Source organism: Microbacterium phyllosphaerae, from assembly GCF_017876435.1.
Taxonomy (GTDB): Bacteria; Actinomycetota; Actinomycetes; order Actinomycetales; family Microbacteriaceae; genus Microbacterium; species Microbacterium phyllosphaerae.
This window is the reverse complement of sequence record NZ_JAGIOA010000001.1, coordinates 2,913,876-2,933,111: the sequence shown is the minus strand read 5'-3', so window position 1 is coordinate 2,933,111 and position 19,236 is coordinate 2,913,876. Positions and strand designations below refer to the sequence as shown.

The 19,236-nt window shown below is 68.4% G+C and carries 17 protein-coding genes; 11 read left to right on the top strand and 6 right to left on the bottom strand.

Translation table 11 applies throughout. The features are described 5' to 3' along the window. Positions 1-6: 6 nt before the first annotated feature. The 4 genes from JOF42_RS13820 to JOF42_RS13805 all read left to right on the top strand — a co-directional run bounded on the left by JOF42_RS13820 (position 7) and on the right by JOF42_RS13805 (position 2,996). Entirely contained in the window at positions 7-795 is a 789-nt protein-coding gene (locus tag JOF42_RS13820) for an ABC transporter ATP-binding protein (protein WP_210098364.1), read from the top strand. Beyond that, the gene (locus JOF42_RS13815) at positions 792-2,075 is read left to right on the top strand and encodes a hypothetical protein (protein WP_210098363.1); all 1,284 of its coding nucleotides are present in this window, start codon (positions 792-794) and stop codon (positions 2,073-2,075) included. The genes JOF42_RS13820 and JOF42_RS13815 overlap by 4 nt, the downstream gene beginning before the upstream one ends. Beyond that, positions 2,072-2,734 (top strand): hypothetical protein, encoded by a 663-nt coding sequence (locus JOF42_RS13810; RefSeq protein WP_210098362.1) that lies wholly within the window; start codon positions 2,072-2,074, stop codon positions 2,732-2,734. Before JOF42_RS13815 ends, JOF42_RS13810 begins: the two co-directional genes overlap by 4 nt. Before the next feature lie 94 nt (positions 2,735-2,828). Beyond that, on the top strand, positions 2,829-2,996 hold the full coding sequence (locus JOF42_RS13805; protein WP_210098361.1) for a hypothetical protein: 168 nt from the start codon (positions 2,829-2,831) through the stop codon (positions 2,994-2,996). A 98-nt stretch (positions 2,997-3,094) separates the two neighbouring features. On the opposite strand, the gene JOF42_RS13800 is transcribed toward JOF42_RS13805, so the two are convergent. Next, positions 3,095-3,559, bottom strand: coding sequence for a MarR family winged helix-turn-helix transcriptional regulator (locus tag JOF42_RS13800; RefSeq protein WP_210098360.1), 465 nt, complete (start codon positions 3,557-3,559; stop codon positions 3,095-3,097). Between the two features lie 95 nt (positions 3,560-3,654). On the opposite strand from JOF42_RS13800, the gene JOF42_RS13795 reads away from it, so the two are divergent. Then, the gene (locus JOF42_RS13795) at positions 3,655-4,554 is read left to right on the top strand and encodes a VOC family protein (protein ID WP_210098359.1); all 900 of its coding nucleotides are present in this window, start codon (positions 3,655-3,657) and stop codon (positions 4,552-4,554) included. Positions 4,555-4,621: 67 nt separating this feature from the next. On the opposite strand, the gene JOF42_RS13790 is transcribed toward JOF42_RS13795, so the two are convergent. Together JOF42_RS13790 and JOF42_RS13785 are read right to left on the bottom strand one after the other, a co-directional pair. After that, positions 4,622-6,211: an amidohydrolase gene (locus tag JOF42_RS13790; RefSeq protein WP_210098358.1), complete on the bottom strand. Its 1,590-nt coding sequence runs from the start codon at positions 6,209-6,211 to the stop codon at positions 4,622-4,624. Beyond that, entirely contained in the window at positions 6,211-7,446 is a 1,236-nt protein-coding gene (locus tag JOF42_RS13785; RefSeq protein WP_210098357.1) for an MFS transporter, read from the bottom strand. Before JOF42_RS13785 ends, JOF42_RS13790 begins: the two co-directional genes overlap by 1 nt. A 183-nt stretch (positions 7,447-7,629) precedes the next feature. On the opposite strand from JOF42_RS13785, the gene JOF42_RS13780 reads away from it, so the two are divergent. The 5 genes from JOF42_RS13780 (at position 7,630) to JOF42_RS13760 (ending at position 12,776) form a co-directional block, all read left to right on the top strand. Next, positions 7,630-8,232 (top strand): TetR/AcrR family transcriptional regulator C-terminal domain-containing protein, encoded by a 603-nt coding sequence (locus JOF42_RS13780; protein ID WP_210098356.1) that lies wholly within the window; start codon positions 7,630-7,632, stop codon positions 8,230-8,232. A 254-nt stretch (positions 8,233-8,486) separates the two neighbouring features. Then, entirely contained in the window at positions 8,487-9,626 is a 1,140-nt protein-coding gene (locus JOF42_RS13775; protein ID WP_210098355.1) for a glycosyltransferase, read from the top strand. Next, entirely contained in the window at positions 9,623-10,657 is a 1,035-nt protein-coding gene (locus JOF42_RS13770) for a glycosyltransferase (protein WP_245340809.1), read from the top strand. The genes JOF42_RS13775 and JOF42_RS13770 overlap by 4 nt, the downstream gene beginning before the upstream one ends. Continuing rightward, entirely contained in the window at positions 10,645-12,114 is a 1,470-nt protein-coding gene (locus tag JOF42_RS13765; protein WP_210098354.1) for a glycoside hydrolase family 130 protein, read from the top strand. Before JOF42_RS13770 ends, JOF42_RS13765 begins: the two co-directional genes overlap by 13 nt. A gap of 272 nt (positions 12,115-12,386) precedes the next feature. Continuing rightward, complete coding sequence (locus JOF42_RS13760; protein ID WP_210098353.1) at positions 12,387-12,776, top strand: hypothetical protein; 390 nt, start codon at positions 12,387-12,389, stop codon at positions 12,774-12,776. Between the two features lie 27 nt (positions 12,777-12,803). Here the strand turns inward: JOF42_RS13760 and JOF42_RS13755 are convergent, their stop codons facing one another. The 3 genes from JOF42_RS13755 to imuA' are packed head-to-tail and all read right to left on the bottom strand — an operon-like array spanning position 12,804 to position 18,606. Beyond that, positions 12,804-16,277, bottom strand: a complete 3,474-nt coding sequence (locus JOF42_RS13755) for an error-prone DNA polymerase (RefSeq protein WP_210098352.1) — start codon at positions 16,275-16,277, stop codon at positions 12,804-12,806. Continuing rightward, positions 16,277-17,815, bottom strand: a complete 1,539-nt coding sequence (locus JOF42_RS13750) for a DNA polymerase Y family protein (RefSeq protein ID WP_210098351.1) — start codon at positions 17,813-17,815, stop codon at positions 16,277-16,279. Before JOF42_RS13750 ends, JOF42_RS13755 begins: the two co-directional genes overlap by 1 nt. Then, positions 17,812-18,606: a DnaE2-dependent mutagenesis accessory factor ImuA' gene (gene imuA', locus JOF42_RS13745; protein WP_210098350.1), complete on the bottom strand. Its 795-nt coding sequence runs from the start codon at positions 18,604-18,606 to the stop codon at positions 17,812-17,814. The genes JOF42_RS13750 and imuA' overlap by 4 nt, the downstream gene beginning before the upstream one ends. A 132-nt stretch (positions 18,607-18,738) precedes the next feature. On the opposite strand from imuA', the gene JOF42_RS13740 reads away from it, so the two are divergent. Continuing rightward, positions 18,739-19,209, top strand: coding sequence for a prepilin peptidase (locus JOF42_RS13740; protein ID WP_210098349.1), 471 nt, complete (start codon positions 18,739-18,741; stop codon positions 19,207-19,209). Positions 19,210-19,236: the final 27 nt, after the last annotated feature.

The following is a 19,236-nucleotide window of genomic DNA, read 5'->3' as shown; positions in this document are numbered from 1 at the left end:
CGATCTGTGACTGAGACTCAGAGCGAGGGAATCGCGGTGTCCGGGGTGACCGTGCAGTATCGGTCGAAGCCCGAGCCTGCTCTCGCCGACGTCTCGTTCCGGGTCGATAAGGGTGTCACCTCTCTCGTCGGGCGGAACGGATCGGGCAAGTCCACGATGATCCGCATCCTCTCCTCGTTGCACCAGCGCTACGACGGAGATGTCAGGATCCTCGGGTACGACCCGCAGTCTCGCGACGGACGATCTCAGATACGTGCCCGGTCTGGGTACCTGCCGCAGAGCTTCACATTCACGCCCTCCCTCACAGTGACGGAGTTCGTCGCCTATTGCGCATGGCTCAAGGGCATCCCCCGAGCGGAACGCGCAGCGAAGGTCGACGCAGCCGTGGTCAGCGTCGAACTGCGCCGCGAGCGAGACACGAAACTGGGGGCGCTCTCGGGAGGGATGCTTCGACGTGCGGGGATAGCCCAGGCCATCGTCAACGACCCATCGGTGCTGATACTGGATGAACCTGCATCCGGACTGGACCCCGAGCAGCGCATCACGCTCCGGAACCTCATCACGGCTCTCGGCCACGACCGCACAGTGCTGACCAGCACTCATCTCATCGATGAAGCGGCGCAACACTCCGACCGGATCCTGTTGCTGGCTGAGGGGCGTGTCGCGTTTCAGGGAACCCCCGCCGCCTTGGTCGCGCTGGCGGTGCCGGACGCACCCGGAGACACTCCGGTCGAACGGGCGTACACCCGGCTGCACATGAGGCCTCCTGCTTCACGCGTCGAGGGCGAGCGATGAGCCCGTATCTCTTGCACCTTCGCCGCTCGGTGCTCATCTTCGTCGCGCCAGCCCTCGCCGTTGCCGGCACGATGGTCGCGTGGAGCGCCGTGTATCCCTCCGTATCGTCGTCCGCGAACATCGCCAATGTGGTCGTGTCGACGGGGGGTGTCCTGGCGCCGATCCTCGCCGGCTTCGCCGCGTGGGACGGGCTTCGTGAGAGGCGACACGGCGGAGGGCCGATCCTGGAGGTGGCGGTTCAGCCGACGTCACGGATCGTGCTCCTTCAGACGGCGGCCGGCCTGACCCACTCCGTCTCGATATACATCGTGATCATCGCCGTCCTCCACGTGCGCGCGTACCTGCTCGGCCCGGTGGGGGCGCCACTGTGGGTGAATCTCGCGATATCGCTCCTCAGCCTCTGCGTCGCGACCGCGATCGGGTATCTCATAGCAGGGCTGATGAAACACTGGTTCGCTGTCGTCGCAGCCTCTCTGATTCCCACATTGCTCTTCGGCCATGCGCTGATCGGGCAAGGAGGGGGTTTCGAGCAGAGTCTCATCCCCTTCGGAGATCGAGCAGGGGGAGACTTCCTCGATCCGAACGTCCCGTTCTTCTGGGGACAGCTTCTCGTGGTCGGCGGTGTTCTCCTGCTCGCTCTCGGCGGGGTCGCGGCCAGCTCTCATCGAGACCGGTCCTGGGGAGTTGCTGTCATGGTCTGCGCGGTCGCGGCGGGTGCTTCCGGGATATGGACGGTCGGGAGCCAGCATCACCGATGGGGAATTCCCGTCGATGACGCCCAAGATCGCCTCATCCAGCTCGAGTCAGAGGACCACGGTCTCACCCTGTCGGTCCTCCCCACCTATCTGCCAGTCCGGGCCGAGCTCCTGAAGAGGTGGGCTCGGGTGCAACGTATCCTCGCCGATACCCCTGCGGCTTTCACCGAACTCCGTCAGCTCTCCGACTCGCACCCCCAGCCATCGAAAGACGCCGGGTCGCTGACGCTCATCTACCTGAATCCGTCCAGCGGCACTGTCGCCGAGAACTCGGTCCTCGAGTCTCTTGTCGATGTGCACACGACGAGTTGCGAAGCCTCGCGGACGTTCGAGACCGCGCTCGTGGAGCTCTGGCTTGCGGGCGACGGGGCCGAGACAGGCGCACAGCTGATGCCGGAACACGCGGCAGCACTCGCCGCTCTGCGGGAGCTGGACGAGGATGAAGCTCAGGCCTGGATGTCGACGCGCTTCGAGAAGTTCGCCGACTGCGGGGTCGTCCTCGCGGACTTTCCGGCTCGAGGATGAGGTTCTATTTCCGGACGCGCCATACTCTCGCTGCGGTCGTCGCGGGAACCGGTATCGAAGCCGCGCTTCTTCTCCTGGGCCGCCCGCTCGTGATCCATCACCACTCGGGTGTCGTCACTTTCACGGTGGCGACCCCACTGCAGATCCTCGTCGTCGGCGCGCTGGCTCTCGGGCTCAGCAGCAGGACCGAACAGTTCGAGTTCGCGGGGGTGCGATCCCTCTCCGGTCTTCGCCTGGCGAATGCGTGCCTTCTGATCTTCGTCGGTGCGACGGCGTCGAGCGCAGTGTCGATGCTCGCCAATGCGATGAGCGGTGAGCCGGTGACCGTCGGGGTGTTCGCCCCGCTGCGCGCATTCCTGGGCCTTTTCGGTGTGGCGCTCGGAGTGATCACGTTCACGGATATGCGGCTGGGCGCGCTCTGTGCGTTGCCGCTCGTCTTCCTGCCTGCCGCATTCGATATGAGGGGTACCATGGTCGGCGAAACCGCCGGATTCGTGCTCGCGGACGAACAGGATGCTCCGTGGGTGTCGGTGTGCGTACTTCTCACTCTCGGTCTGATCCTCTATGTCTTCGGGTACTCCGAGCGCGCCTCGCCGTCCATGAACCGACGCAGCATCGTCGACAGTCGCGGCCGTCACCGAATGAAGGCGGTCCGATGAAGGAGCTGCCCGCGACGGATCCCCGTTCGAGTCAACCCCCTGAGTGGATCCACATCGCGCGCGTAACGTCGCCGTTCCGATAGAGGAGATGACGATGAGCGATCTGCAGAACACGCACGGATCCACCAGTGCCCAGGAGGAGGCCGACACGGCCTCGGGCGGAGCCCCCGATGAGGGCGACTCGAAGAGCACCGAGGAGCTCCTCGAGGACGAGACGACCGACGACGACGGCAAGCCCCTCGAGAACCCGTCCGGCGGCTGACTCGAGCCCGAGCGTCAGAGACGAGGACCCCATCCGGCCACAGGCTCGGGTGGGGTCTTCGCCTGCAACACTGCGTCCGTCCAGCCGATGCTCGACGATCACCGCGGCACTGGGGAACGATGCTCTCCATCCGTGAGGCGCCCGGTGATCGCAGTCGTGATCTCAGCGAGTGATTCGAGCTGCGCCGGCGTCAGTGCATCGATCACGAGCCGTCGGGCCGTGTCGATGTGACCGGGCATCGCGTGGATCAGCTCTCGTCGCCCCTCGGCGGTGAGGCGGACGTTCGTCGCGCGTCCGTCTTCGGGGCTGGGGAAGCGATCGACGATGCCGCGCGTCGCGAGCCGGCTGCAGACGTGGGAGAGCCGGGGGAGCGTGGCGTTCGTCGACGCGGCGAGCTCGGTCATCCGCAGGGTGTTCTCGGGTGCGAAGCGCAGAGCTGTGAGCACCATGAACTCGAAGTGCGTCAGGTGCGCATCCCGCTGCAACTGCGAGTCGAGCGCCGCCGGAAGCAGCTGCGACACGGCGATCAGACCGAGCCATGCCTCGGACTCACGCTCATCCATGCGAGGAACCTGGAATACCATGGCCTCATCGTACGTTAGTTGTAGCAACAATCAACTGTGACAACAGCCCGATGCCGGGCAGAACGGAGCCGATCATGACAGCGACGATCGACGCCTGGCGCGCCCCCGCAGTCTCCACCACAGGGGCCGCGCCCGACGGTGCGCGCATGAATGCGGTAGAGCTGCTGGTCCGCGACCTCGACACGATGACGGCCTACTACCAGGAGGCCGTGACCCTCGACATCCTCGACCAGTCCGGTGCGACCGCGACCCTCGGTCGTGCCGGCGAACCGATCATGCGTCTTCGCCAGGAGAAGGACCTCCCGACGGCGGATCCACGCGCCGCTGGGCTCTACCACACGGCGATCCTGTTCCAGGATGAGTCACGGCTGGCGGCCGCGCTGCTGTCGGTGGCCCAGCGCGCCCCGCAGACCTTCACGGGTTCCGCGGACCACCTCGTCAGCGAGGCGTTCTACTTCACCGACCCCGAAGGCAACGGGCTCGAGCTCTACCACGACCGTCCGCGCGAGCACTGGCAGGTCGCGCCGGACGGCTCGGTGCACATGGACTCCCTCGCACTCGATCCGAATCAGTTCCTCAGGCAGTGGCTCGCGCCGGATGCTGACGGCGACGGCCAGACGGCGACGATCGGCCACGTGCACCTTCAGGTCGGCGACATCCCGACGGCCCGCCGGTTCTACTCCGACATCCTCGGATTCGACGTGACTGCGGCTCTCGGGAACTCGGCTCTCTTCGTGTCCGCGGGCGGATATCACCACCACATCGGCATGAACACCTGGCAGAGCGCCGGAGCAGGACCGCGTGCGGCCTCGCTCGGGCTCGGCGACGTGCGCGTGACCGTGCCGACCCGTTCCGACATCGAGGAACTCGCCGACCGCCTCTCGTTCCACGGCATCGATTCCGAGGACGACGGGCGCACGCTGAGGCTGAGCGATCCGTGGGGCACGCGGCTGGCGCTCACCCCGGACAACTGACCGGAGCCGATCGCGGACGGACGGGAGAAGCCGCAGCCCGACCGGCCGCGGCTTCTCCTCGTCGTCGTCAGGCCTCGTGCACCGTGCGGCCGGCGATCACCGTCCGCACGACCCGCGCCGTGAGCAGCGACCCGTTGCCCTCCGCGAACGGATCGGTGTCGAGCACCGCGAAGTCGGCGGCCTGACCGACCGCGATGCGGCCGCGCCAGGAGCCGTCGCCGATCGACGCCGCCGCATCCCTCGTGGCATGTGCGATCGCGCGCTCCAGGGGCAGCGCGAACTGCGGGTGCACCGCCGGCACCTCGGGATCCAGAGCGGATGCCCGCGTCGCGGCGACATACATGTTCGCGAGTGCCTGGTGCGGGGCGGTCGGCGCATCGGTCGAGAACGCCAGCAGCGCTCCGGCTTCCTCGTACTCCGGCCAGGCGAACGCACGATCTGCGCGCTCGTCGCCGAGCTGGGCGGCCCAGTTCGCGAAGATCGCGGGGTCCGCATGCACCGGCTGCATGGATGCCGTCACGCCGAGGCGTGCCATGCGCGCGGCCGTTCCGGGAGCCGCATACTCGAGGTGTTCGATCCGGTGACGGCGCGGACGATCGCCGTTGACCAGGATCGCGTGCTCGATCGCATCCAGCGCGAGAGTGCTCGCCTCGTCGCCGATCGCGTGCAGCGCGACCTGGAGGCCGGCGGCATCCGCGGCGGCGACCACCGGAAGCAGGCGCTCGATCGGCCAGATCGGAGCCGCGTTCCTGCCGTCGGCGTACGGCGCTCGCATCGCGGCGGTGCACGCGTCGATCGTGCCGTCGAGGACGAGCTTGATGCCGATCACGTCGACACCGTTCGTGTCGGTGCCGGCGAGCTCAGCCGCTTCGGCGACCTGAGCCAGGTTGGCCTCGTCATCGCCGGTGTTCGCAATGAACCAGTGTGCGGCGATCCGCAGCGGCATCCCGCCCTGTTCCGCCGCTCGTCCGAGCGCGTCCAGGGCGAGACGGTCGAACGCCATGTCCACGGCGCCGGTGACCCCCGACGCGAGGTAGGCCTCGACGACCCGCGCGACGGCGGCATCCCGCTGCTCGTCCGTGGTCACGGCGTCACGGTGGGCCCAGGCGTGCTGCTGCGCCGCGGTCTCGTAGAGCATTCCGGTCGCTTCGCCGTCGGCATCCCTCTCGATGCGTCCGCCGATCGGATCCGGAGTCTCGGGGGTGATTCCAAGCGCGACCAGCGCGGCCGAGTTGACCCAGCAGGAGTGGTAGTCGTTCGCGTCGAGATACACGGGGACGTCGGAGACGACGGCGTCGATCATCGCTGCCGTCGGGGTGCCTCCCGGCACCGCATCGAACAGCCATCCACGTCCGCGCAGCTCGCCCTCGGCGGTCTCGCGTGCGTGGGCGAGACGCTCCTGGATCTCTTCGAGCGAGCCCGCATCGGTGAGCCCCACCTGTCCGAGCGCCTCGCCCATCATGAGCAGATGGGTGTGCGCGTCGGTGAAGCCGGGGAGCACGGTGCGGCCGCCCAGATCCACGATCTCGTCGACAGCGGGAGCGTCTGACTCGGCGCCGACGAAGAGGAAAGACTCGTCCTCGACGACCACGGCATCGGTCCACGCCACGTCATCGGCGGTGAAGAAGCGGGCGTTGCGGAACAGGGTGCGGGGCATCAGTCGGACTCCGGGGTGGTGATGGCACGCTCGAGGCGTGTGGAGAGAAGCGCGATCGCGCTCGCGGGTACGGCGAGGACGAAGCTCGCGATGCCGAGGGCGACGGCGAAGCCCTGGAATCCGAGCACGCTCACGAGTGCAGCGCCGATCACAGGAGTGAGTGCCGAGCCCACCAGGTAGACGGCGAGAAGGGGTCCCGACCAGCGCCCGTCTGCGTCGAGCGCCGCCGAGGTCGAGACGAAGTACATGAACGCGATCGCGTAGACGGTGTTCCAGGCGATGAAGACGACGATGAATCCGGTGGGGTCGGTCGTGAAGCCTTCGACGATCTTGAGGACGCCGCCGGTGGCCAGAAGCACCGCGAGCGGCACCGCGCGTCCCAGGCGTGATCCGACGATCATCAGCAGGAGCGAGCCGATCAGGCCGCCGGCAGTGGCGCCGCTCAGCGCGATGCCCAGCCCTTCGGGGGTCAGGCCGGTCTGCTCCGCGCCCATCACTCCGGCCATGGCCCAGAGCGAATCCTCACTAGCGGCCCACAGTGCGAACACGACAAGCAGGCCGAAGCCCGCGACCGTGACCGTGCGCGACCGCGCGGGGGCGAGTCGGACCGTTCCGGTCGGCGGCACCTCGATCGGCATCGCCTCGGCGACTGCTGCGGCGGCCCGAGGGTCGACCACGGGTGCGGCGGGCAGCCACGCCGAGACGATGAGCCCGACGATGCTGAACAGTGCCAGCGCGCCGAAGACGTCGATCGGCGCCAGACCGACGAGGGGTATCACCGCCAGGACGATCGTGATCACGCCGCGGTTCGCGAGGCCGTTGAACCCGGCGACGCGGTCGGGATTGCGGAAGGCGGCGAGGGCTGCTCCGGATGCCGCGACGGCGCCGCCCGCGCCCGCACCGCCGAGGAGCAACCCCGGAAGCATGAGCGTAGGCACCAGTGCGGCGGTGGCGAATCCGAGCGTCGCGACCGCGAGTCCCGCCCGGGCCACAGCGAGTCGGCGAGCGCCGGCGCACAGCGGCGCGATGGCGAGACCGGTCACCGCGGTGAGCAGCAGGGTCGCGGTGACGAGCCAGCTCGCGGCGAGCACGTCGATGCCCAGACCGGTCTGCGCGGCGGTGATCATGTAGGGCGAGAGATTGACTCCGAGATAGCCGGCGATGCCGATCGTGAACGTCGCGGTGGCGGAGGGCAGTCGGAGAGGGACTCGGGTGCTGAGGTCTAGAGCGGTCATGGTTCTCCCACGGAGAGGGGCACGGCGATGTGCGCGGAGGTGGTGCCGGAGGTGCGTCGGGTGGGGCACGTCTTCATAAACGAATGGTGTTCGTCAACGAATGGTGTTCACTATTATGCACAGGAGGGATGCCGTGGGGAAGACCTTTCTCGCGGACCCTCGCAAGCAGAGAGCGAGCATGCGATGCCCAGGCCGTCGAGTCCCCTCCTGTCGCCGGAGATCATCGGCGCGGCCGGCCTCGAACTGTCGAGGGCCGGCGAGCCCTTCGGGGTGAATGCCATCGCTCGCCATCTCGGCGTGCGTCCGTCGTCGCTCTACAACCACGTCGACGGCATGGACGGCATCATCGAACTCATGCGCGGCAAGCTCGTCGAGGACTATCGGGTCGAACCCCACGGTGAGGCCTGGGATCGGTTCCTGGAAGAGCTGCTCCGAAAGCAACGGCACATGTACGCCGATCATCCGGCTCTCGTCCCCCTGCTGATCGGCAAGACCATCACCCACCCCGCGGTGATCACGGCTTACGACGACCTCGCGACGGTGCTGGTCGAGGGCGGCTTCCCCGAAGACGAGGTGCTCACGGTGATCGCGATCATCGACGCATTCGCGATCGGCTTCGGACTCGACCTGGCCTCGCCCGACGAGGTGTGGGAGCCGGGGGAGGGCACGCGCACGCTCGGTCGGGTGCTCGACGGCGCGGAGCGGGGGACAGCCAGGGCCGACCGCACGTTCGAGCTCGGGGTCGGTCTGCTTCTCGACTCGTTGCGTGCGCGGCTCGCTCACTGACTCCCGAGCCGGGCCGCACGCGACGAGCGTCCGGCGCCCGTTCGCCGCCGCGCACCCCTCGGGCGAACCCATGGGCGGCCCGGACGCGCGGTAACAGGCGTACTCTGAGGACAACAGCGTCGGCAGCCTGCACAGCGGGTCGTTGGTCGATGACCGGATCCCCCTCGGGTGATTCCGCGGGAGGTGCCGATCGGCAGACGTCTCGTCGTAGGACCGGGTCAGTACCCGATCCACCGCGGATGGGATGCGCACCAATGACGCTTTTCGGTTTTCTGAGTACCTACCCGCCGACGCGCTGCGGCCTTGCGACGTTCACCGCCGCACTCGCGACGGCCGTCGCGTCGAATGGCGTGGACGAGTGCCTGGTGGTGCGGGTGGACGACGGGGTGCCCGCCGGCCCGTCGGCCACGACTGCGCGACTGCGGGTCGTGCCCGAGATGCTGAAACCCGGTTCGGCCGCGGATCGCGAAGCCGCTCTCGCAGCCCTCGATGCCTGCGACGTCGTGGTGATCCAACACGAGTACGGGATCTACGGCGGTCCGGACGGTGAGGAGATCGTCGATCTGCTCGAGCGGCTGCGGACGCCCCGCATCGTGGTCATGCACACCGTGCTCCCGTCACCGACCGCTCACCAGCGGAGCGTGACGGCACGCATCATCGAGAACTCCGACGTCATCGTGGCGATGACCTCGACGGCCGCATCCCTCCTCTCGCACGAGTACGGCGTGCCAGATGAGCGACTGCGCATGATCCCCCACGGCGTCGATGAGTGGAGGGTGCCCGTGTCCTCGGCCCATTCCAGCCGACCGGTGCTCCTCACCTGGGGTCTGCTCGGGCCGGGCAAAGGCATCGAATGGGTGATCAGGGCGCTCGCGACGATGAAGGAGCTGACTCCACAGCCGGTGTATCGGGTGCTCGGGCAGACGCATCCCAAGGTCGTGCGGGAGGACGGCGAACGCTATCGGCGCTCGCTGTGGGCTCTCGCAGACGAGCTCGGTGTCGGCGGTGCCGTCGAGATCGACCCGCGCTATCTCGAGATGGATGAGCTCGCCGAGCAGGTCGCGGCGGCAGACATCGTCGTGCTTCCCTACGATTCCCACGACCAGGCCACGTCCGGCGTCCTGGTCGAGGCGATGGCCGCGGGCAAGCTGGTGGTCGCCACGCGGTTCCCCCATGCGATCGAGATGCTCGCCGGGGGAGGCGGAGCGCTCGTCGCTCACCAGGATCCGGACGCGATCGCGTCTGCCGTCCGCGGCCTCCTCGAAGACCCTCGCCTCGCCATGGACGCCGCCGCGAGATCTCGCGATCTGACATCCGTCACCGGGTGGAACAGCATCGCCGACCGGTATCGAGCTCTCGCCGCCGAGCTGTCGATGGCCGGCAGCAGACGATGAAGGACGTGCAGGCTGCGGTCATCGCGCCGATGACGTTCGCGCATCTCGTCGCGATGACGACGCCCTTCGGTCTGCACGAGCATGCGGAGTTCCACACGCCGCGGGCGGAGCTCGGCTACTGCACCGATGACGTCGCCCGAGCGCTCACCGTCGTCGTGCGCGAGTCGCAGCGCTCGGCGGAGCTCGAAGGGCTCGAATCCGTGTACCTGGGCTTCCTCGAGCGCGCGGTGTCAGTGCGTGGAGCGGTGCACAACAGGATGTCGGCGGCAGGCGTGTGGACCGACGAGCCGACGACCGACGACTGGTGGGGTCGAGCGATCGCCGGTCTCGGCGCTGCGGTGAGGTATTCGCACGACGCCGGACATCGCGCCAGGGCGCTTCGCGCATTTCTACGAGCCGCCACACGGTCCTCGATCGATGTCCGCGCCAGCGCCTTTGCGGCGATCGGAGCCGCCGACGTGCTGAAGGCCCGACCGGACGCGACACCGGCGCGGATGCTCCTCATCCAATGCCTCTCGCGTATTCCCCGTGTCGACGATGAAGGTCGCGGCTGGCCGGAACCCAGGCTGCGCTACGCCAACGCCGCTCTGTGCGACGCGTTGATCGTGGGCGGTGACGTGCTCGGATGGCGTGCCAACGCAGCGGATGGACTCAGGATGCTCGAGGGCCTGCTCAGCGTCGAGACGGATCCGCGGGGGCACCTGTCGGTGACGGGTTCTTCGGGGCGGGGCACGGGAGAGGCAGGGCCGCAGTGGGATCAGCAGCCGATCGAGCCGGCCGCGATCGCTGACGCGTGCGCGCACGCGCTGGAGGTCACCGGCGACCGTCGATGGGCGGGTGAAGTGCTGAGGGCCTGGGCCTGGTTCGAGGGCGACAACGACAACGGCATCCCGATGTTCGATGAGGTCCGGGGCGGTGGCTACGACGGTCTCGTCCCCGGTGGGCGAAACGAGAACTGCGGGGCCGAGTCCACGCTCGCGTCGATCAGGACGAATCAGAACGCACGGATGGCCGGGCGGTGGATCTCGTGAGCGCGCTGGCCGTCGATGCGGGCGTCGAGCTGGTGGCGCAGCACGAGCGTGTCGTCGCTCGACTCTTCCTGCCGGGGGAGAGCACCCCGGGCGGTGACTCCCGCACCGAAGCGGTGCTGCGCCGCGTCCTGGGCATGCGGCCCGACGCGCTCGCGGTGGAGGCCCGCTCGATCCGTGAGCGGTTCGTGCCGAGGCACATCGACCTGATCGAGACGCTGAACGCGAACGCGCGACTCGTGCTTCCCGCAGGTGCGCCGGACCTCGACGACGATACCGCGGTCGTGGTCGGCGCGGTGTTCTCGAGCGAGTTCGCGGTCGAGGGGGCGGCACTGTGCAACCCGAGCACTGTCGCGCACCCCGACCAGGGGGATGTGGGCCCAGGGGAGCTGCGTCTGCTCCTGAGCGTGCGGTCGATCGGCGAGGGGCACATCTCATCGATCCAGTTCTGCGAGGCGATCGTGGGACCGGGCCCCACCTGGCGATTCCTCCCGCGAGAGCCGCGGCTCGCGGTCGCGGACATCGGTGTGGCGGCCTGGGATCGTGACCATTTCGAGCGCGCGCTGCTGCACGGCGGAGGTTCCGGCGAGATGGTCCGCGCGGTGGTCCAGATGCTCCCGCCGACCTTCTCGGCGGCCGAGTTCGCGGTGGTGGTGCAGGATCTGCGCCCGCCGCTGCTGCACCAGGACGGTGCCCGCGAGCAGATCGAGAGCATGCGCGTGATCGCTGACTCCGCCTACCGGGCCGAGTTCGCTCCGACGAGCGCGGTGAGCGCACGCGTGCTTCTTCCGACGGCGGACGAGGAGCGGCGAGGGATGGAAGATGTCCGTCTCGTCGAGGTCGACGGAGCGGACGGAGGGGATGGGCCGAGGTACCGCGGGACGTACACCGCCTATGACGGGCGCTCCATCGCGTCTCGCATGATCACGACCGACGACTTCCGGAGCTTCGAGATCCACAGACTCACGGGGCGCCCGAGCCTGACCAAGGGCATGGCGCTCTTTCCCCGCTTGATCGACGGGGAGTGGGCGGCACTCAGCCGGACCGACGGCGAGTCGACAGGTCTCACCCGCTCACGCGATGGGGTGGACTGGGGTCGCGAGGAGCCGGTCCAGCGCCCGAACGCCCTCTGGGAGGTGGTGCAGACCGGTAACTGCGGACCGCCGCTGGAGACGGACGAAGGATGGCTGGTACTCACGCACGGAGTCGGCCCCATGCGTTCGTACAGCATCGGCGCCCTCCTGCTCGATCTCGACGACCCGTCGCAGGTCATCGGCATGCTGGATCGCCCCCTGATCGAGCCCTTCGGGGCCATCGGAGGGTATGTGCCGAACGTGGCGTACAGCTGTGGAGGGATCATCCACGACGGGACCCTGTGGATCCCGCACGGTGTGGCCGACCAGAGCATCAGAGTGGCGTCCGTCGACCTCGCGCGACTGCTATCCGAGTTGGTCCACTAGCAGATCGGGACTGGTTGCCCTCCCGAGTCATCCAAACCCCAATTTGGATCGCTCGAGAGGGCTCACCGTCCTTCCCGGACGGCAGGGGAGGCGGCGAAGTCTCTCGCTGCTCTCTCGACTGATCTCCCCAGATATTCAGCCGGTAGCCCCCGCTACTCATTGCAGAATATCGCTTAATCGTCTTGTCCGCCATTTGGGGGACAAAGAAATCTACGAATGTTTCTTCCGAATCCGGGGCTTGCCGCGAGAACGTCCACTCATAGAGTGGGTCCATGGACAGAAAGCTCGTGGTCAACGCGCACCTCGCCATCGCTCACGGACACCGCGTCGAGGTGACGGAGCACGTCGACGAGACGACCGGGGAGTCCCTGATCGGATCCGTGATCGACCTCGACACGGGCATTCGGTACAGACGTGTCGATGTGTCGCGAGGTGAGAGCATCCGCTGGCTCGGCCGTGTCATCGACTGCACGGTGGCGATCGGTGGTCCGAGTGCGCGCACGGTGCTCACGGTCGACGTGGACGGTGACGGACGCGGGGCGACCAGTGCTCGAACGGCTCTGCGCGGGGCCGATGCCGCCGTCGATGCGGCCAAAGCAGAAGCAGACCGCTGGGGTGGCGGCGACCGTGAGCCTGAACCGGAGCCCGAGCGCTTCTGGTGAGGTGTACACGTTCGCGGTGAGTCGCACTCATCGGAAGTCCCGCGAACGGTGGGTGACTCCGGTGCGGAGATCTTCGAAGGCGTCGGCGAGGACGTTCACGACTCCCTCCGCGGAGCGCTCGAGGATGCCGCGGATGATGAGCGCGGGCGAATCGCGGGCCACCCGGTGGTAGCGGCTCCACACTCCTGTCGAGCAGATGACGTTGACCAGCCCGCTTTCGTCCTCGAGGTTGAGGAAGGTGACGCCCGCTGCGGTCGCGGGACGCTGTCGGTGCGTCACGAGGCCGGCGACCTCGATACGTCGCCCGGTCTCGTGGCTCTGCAGGTCTGCGGAGGTGAGCACGCCCCGTTCGCGCAGAAGCGCGCGGAAGTGCGCCATCGGATGATCGTCGGTCGAGACGCCGGTCGCCCAGAGATCGGCGGAGAGTCGTTCGTAGCTGGACTGGTCTGTGAACAGTGGCGGCTGCACGGCGACGGTCGTTCCCGGCAGGAACCGCGAACGATCTTCGGCGGCTGCACCGGACAGCCAGATCGCCTCCCGACGCTGGAGCCCGAGGCACTCGAAGGCTCCGGCGGTCGCGAGCGCCTCCAGCTGCGCCGCCGTGGCATCCGTCCGCCGCACCAGATCGTTCAGGTCACGGAAGAGACCGCCCGTCTCACGTTCGGCGACGATCCGCTCTGCCAGAGGCAGGCCGATGCCGCGTACTCCGCTGAGGCCCAACCGCACCGCATACCCGCCGTCTCTGCGGTGCGCCGCTGATTCGTCGGGCAATGATCGGTCGAAACGCGGCACACGGGGTTGCTGGGGATCGGTGCAGGAGTCCAGACCTGTCGGCATCCGAAGAGGCGCTCCCTCGAGCGGCTCCAGGATCTCGGTCGCCCCTGACGCGTGCAGATCGGGGCGACGCACATCCACCCCGTGCCGCCGCGCGTCGGCGGTCAGCGTCGATGCGGAGTAGAAGCCCATCGGCTGCGACCGCAGCAGACCCGCGAGGAAAGCCGCCGGGTAGTGCAGCTTGAGCCACGAGCTGGCATAGACGAGGAGCGCGAACGACAGCGAGTGCGATTCTGCGAACCCGAAGTTCGAGAACGCCTGGATCTGTGCGTAGATACGGTCTGACTGCTCGGCGGAGAGGCCACGCCTGGTCATTCCCGCATAGAGCTTGTCACGGACCTTCTCGATCTTCTCGAGTCCTCGTTTCGAACCCATCGCGCGACGCAGCAGGTCGGCCTCGTCGGCGGTGCAGTCTCCGATGGCCGTCGCCATCTGGATCAGCTGCTCCTGGAAGATCGGGATGCCCAGCGTCCGCTCGAGGATCGGCTTGAGATCGTCATGCGGATAGGGGATCTCGAGCACGACAGGCTCTTCGCCCCTCGCGGCTCTGCCGCGGTTCTCCTCGTCGAGTGCGTCCTTCGCCATCTTGCGGCGGACGAACGGATGCACCGCCCCGCCCTGGATGGGGCCGGGGCGGATGAGTGCGATCTGGATGGCGAGATCGTAGAAGGCCCGCGGCTGCAGGCGGGGGAGCAGACCGATCTGCGCACGCGACTCGACCTGGAAGACCCCGATCGAGTCGGCGCGGCAGAGCATGTCATAGACGGCCGGCTCTTCTTTCGGGAGGGTCTCGAGCGTCCACCGCTCGCCCGTGGCGTCGTGGATGAGGTCGAAGCAGTGCTGGAGAGCCGCGAGCATGCCGAGACCGAGCAGATCGAACTTGACGAGCCCCATCCAGGCCGCATCGTCTTTGTCCCACTGGATGACGGTGCGGTTCTCCATGCGCGCATGCTCGACCGGAACGACCTCGCCCACGGGTCTCGCCGTGAGCACCATGCCCCCGGAGTGGATGCCGAGATGCCGGGGTGCCTTCAGCAGCTCACCGGCATAGTCGAGCACCTTCGCGGGGATGTCGTGGTCGTCCGCGGCCTCGAGGCCGGCGCTCCAGCCGTCGACCTGACGTGACCAGGCGTCCTGTTGCCCGGGAGAGTGGCCGAGCGCTCTCGCCATGTCGCGCACGGCGTTCTTCGGGCGGTACTGGATGACGTTCGCCACCTGAGCCGCACGTTCCCTCCCGTACTGGCGATACACCCATTGGATGATCTCCTCTCGGCGATCGGAGTCGAAGTCCACATCGATGTCTGGCTCCTCCTGGCGGGTGGTCGCGAGGAAGCGCTCGAAGGGCAGGCGGTAGAGGATCGGATCGACGGCGGTGATCCCGAGCAGATAGCAGACCGCGCTCGCCGCGGCTGAACCGCGGCCCTGGCAGAGGATGCCCCGACGTCGTGCTTCTGCGACGATGCCGTGCACGATGAGGAAATAGCCGGGGAAGTCCTTCTCCTCGATGACGTCGAGTTCGCGTCCGATCCGGCGGCGTCCGTCGTCATCGAGACGCGGATACTTCGTCGGCACGGCTTCCCACACCAGATGGCGCAGCCAGCTCATCGGGGTGTGCCCATCGGGGACCTCCTGCTTCGGCAGCGCAGGGCGCGCGCTGCGGAGGGAGAAGGCGGAGGCTGCGGCGAGCTCCAGGCCGTACGAGATCGCACCGGGGTGGCGCCGGAAGCGCGCGGCCATCTCCGCGCCGCTGCGAAGGTGCGCGCCTCCGTGTGCGGGGAGCCAGCCGTCGAGGTCGTCCATACTGCGCACGGCGCGCACCGCTGCGACCGCCTCGGCGAGCGATGCATGTTCTGGGGCGGCGTAGTGCACGTTGTTCGTCGCCACCACGGGAAGCCGCATCCGTCTGGCGAGGTCTGCGAGAGCGTCATTGCGCCGGGAGTCCTGCGGGTCGCCGTGGTCGAAGAGCTCGACGGCGACATGATCCTGACCGAACAGATCGACCAGGCGGCGCAACGGCGTGTGCGCGTCACCCGCCTCGAGGCCTCGGCGGACCCCGCCCTTGCGGCACCCGGTGAGGATCGTCCAGTGCCCGTCTGCGGCGGAGGCCAGCTCGTCGAGATCGTAGACGGGGCGGCCCTTCTCGCCGCCACGCAGATGAGCGGCCGTCATGGCACCGGAGAGGCGGTGATAGCCCTCCAGGCCGTCGGCGAGCACGAGCAGATGGTCTCCGATCGGATCGGGCGCGCCCCGCTGCGGTGCGTCGAGTCCGAGCGAGAGCTCAGCGCCGTACACGGTCTGCACCTTCACGTCCATCAGTTCCGCGACCTCGGCGAAGCGGGCAGCCCCGTAGAAGCCGTCGTGGTCTGTGAGTGCCAGAGCGGTCAGTCCCAGTCGCTCGGCCTCGGCGAGCAGATCTTCGGGAGAGGACGCTCCGTCGAGGAAGGAGTACGACGAATGCGCATGCAGCTCGGCGTAGGGGACGGAGCCCTCCGGTCTGTCGACTGCTGTCGGAGGGGTCCTCTTCCGGCGGGTGCTGACGGGGCCGGGGTCGGGTCGGGTGCCCGGTCGCGTGTCGGGTGGTGTCCCGCCGGTCGGATAGGGCGACTCCTCGCCGCTGAGGGTGCGCTCCAGCTCGTTCCAGGACAGGGGAGGGTTGTGCCAGCCCATCAGCGATACCGCCCTTCCGCCCACCAGCGGTCGCCGGTGCAGAAGACCAACCAGGCCCGATCGTGGTCGTCGACGATCTGCAGGCGGTGCCCTCGCTTGCCGCCTGTGGAATCCCACCGACGCTCGTGGATCGGCCAGGGGCCGGCCCAGGCCTGTACGTCGTCGCCGTCGATGCGTGCCGGGGCGGCGGAAAGGGAACCTCGGTCGTCGACGAGGATCGGCTCGCCGCCGGGAGCGAGCACGCCGATCGGTCGAGGGGGACGGAACACCTCGGCGGGGAGCGGATCCGGGAGGCTCCCCGGCCAGGGGCGCTCGGGGTCACGAGGAGCGACCGCGCGTTCCCCCCAGGGAGTGAGCACCTGCCGGTCGGCGAGCCACCGGCCTCCGGAGAGTGCCGCGGTGACGACTCCCTCGTGGCCGAGCATCGTCTGCACCCGCGAGATGGCGTGATGCAGACGTTCGTCTGTGCCCGAACCGAAGAGGCCGGGCTGGTGGTGTGCGGCGTCATCGACTGCGACAGGGACGATCCGCACCATCTCGATGCCGCCGAAGGCCCGCGCTTCATCGATCGGCTCCTTGGCGGACTGCGCCCCCAGCGCCTCGAGCTGCCAGCGCACCCTGTCGACGAGGTCTGCGGCGTCGAAGCAGGTCGGGTGCAGCCAGGGGCGGGAGAACACCGAGCCGTTGTCGTCGATCAGATCGATGCGCACCTCGGTGCACACGACCGAGGCATCGCCGAGAGCGAGCATCACCGCGTCGGCCGTCTGCCGAACCGCGAAAGCCACCTGATCTGCTCCGGCCAAAGCAGGCTCGAACTCGACGGAGCGCACGAGCTCGGGGTCGGGCGGACGCGGCACCACGGCACGGGAATCGGCCCCGGCGGAGAGAGCGTGCAGGCGTGCCCCGCGCTCGCCGAAGCGATCACGCACCTCGATCTCGTCGAGGTCGGCGAACTCGCCGAGCGTGCGCACCCCCAGCCGGATCAGGAGACCGGTGAGCTGTTCGTCGCGCAGCACGCTCACCGGCAGCGGGGCGAGGAACTCCTTCGAGAGCCCAGCGGGTACGACGGTGCAGGGCGTGCGCCCTCGGGCGGCGAGCTCTGCCGTGAAAGGGCCGTCGGCGATGCCCACGCGCACCTCGGGGAAACCGGCCTCGGTGAGGATTCCGATCAGGGCTCGACCGGCTTCGGCCTCGCCGTCGTGATACCGCGAGATGCCCCGTGCGCGCACCGCGGCGAGGCCGGGACGCAGCAGAGCCGCGCCGGGGGCGTGCTTCTCGATGAGCTGGAGCACCGGGAGGAAGGCGCGCTCGTCACGGGCAGCATCGTGCGGAAGGACTCGCAGCGATGAGATGTGCCCCTGCGCGACGCGACGGCGCTGCCCCGCGCGCACGCCGTGCTCTCTCGCCGAAGCGGTGCAGGCGATGACGGTGTTCGCCTGCACGAGCGCCGTCGGCGGATGCGGTGGGGGTCCTCCCAATGCTGCGCGCAGCGGCCAATCGGGCAACCACAGGACCAGGACGCGAAGGGGCTCGGTCATCCCGCGGCCGCCAGAGGTGGGTAGTCGAGTCTGGCGGCACCCGAGTCACGCAGGCCGGGCAGCGCGGAGAGCTCCGTGGGAGCCTCGTGGGTCTTCTCGGTGGGCAGCTCCTCGACCGCGCCGTGAGCGCCGGGAAGACGTACGCGGACGCTCGCCGGCAGAGGGGTGTGCTTCGTCCTCGCGGTCACGGTCGCGGTGGAGCCTTCTATCAGGCCCCATCCCTCGCCGATCCCGAGCCACTGCTGGTCGTGGAGCCGGATCGAGCCCTCGCTCTGCGGCCACGCGCCCGACACCGAGGATTCGGCGACGAGGAGTGTGCTCCCGCGATCACGGAGACGAGCGCTCAGCCGGGACACGTCGGCATCGCGCGCCCGGCCGCCCGGCTGCACGGCGATCAGCGGGACGACCTCGGCGAGGGCGGATGTCGCAGCGAGCCAGCGGTCTCCTGGTTCGGGGACGAGGATCAGTCGGGCGAGTTCGATGCCGAAGGCGGCCGCCGCTTCGACGCCCAGCGTGGGCATACCGACCACGGCGCACCAGTGACCCTTGCGGGAGGCCGCGGAGAGCAGGGCGAGGACGAGGATGGGCGAAGGAGACACCGTGTAGGCGGTGCCGGTCTGCAAGCCCTCTTCAGGGAGCAGGGAGGAGAACGCGGCGTCGAGGGGGAGCAGTGGATGCTCGCTGCGCCTGCGCTGCATCCGGCTGATCTCACGGCGCAGCCGAAGCACCTCTCCGGCGCGTGAGTCGCCAGCCGGAGAGAGCGCGGTCACCGCATCGAGCCCGATCCCCATACATCCATCCTCGAAGATATGTACTAATAAAGCAACTGGAGATGATCACGATAGTTCGAACCTCCGACATGGCGATGGGCGGTTATCCACACCTGCCCGACAGGCGGCTCCACGCTCTCTTAGCCTTCCTGGATGGAACCCCGCGCCGTGCTCGTCCTGATCGTGCATCTGGCCCTGTTCGTGGTCGGCTGCCGGCTCGTGGTCATCGACATCCACAGCCACCGGCTGCCGGACAGGATCGTGCTCCCCACCCTCGCGGCCCTTCTCGTCCTCACGGCAGTCGACGCTCTCGTCTCGGGTGAGAGCGCCGGGCTGACCGGGGCGGCCCTCGGGATGGCGATACTCGGCGGCTTCTACGCGGCACTCCGTCTGCTCAGCCGGGAGGGCATGGGCGGGGGAGACGTGAAGCTCGCCGCCGTCATCGGGCTGGTGCTCGGCTGGCACGGCTGGCAGGCGCTCGCCGTGGGCGCGGCCTCCGCCTTCGTCCTCGGTGCGCTGCACGCACTGGCGCTGATGGCATCACGCAGGGCGGACGGATCGACGCGCATCGCGTTCGGCCCGTGGATGATCACGGGCGCCCTGATCGGGATCATCGTGGGATGAACCCGATGCCGCGGCGACGGGGATAGG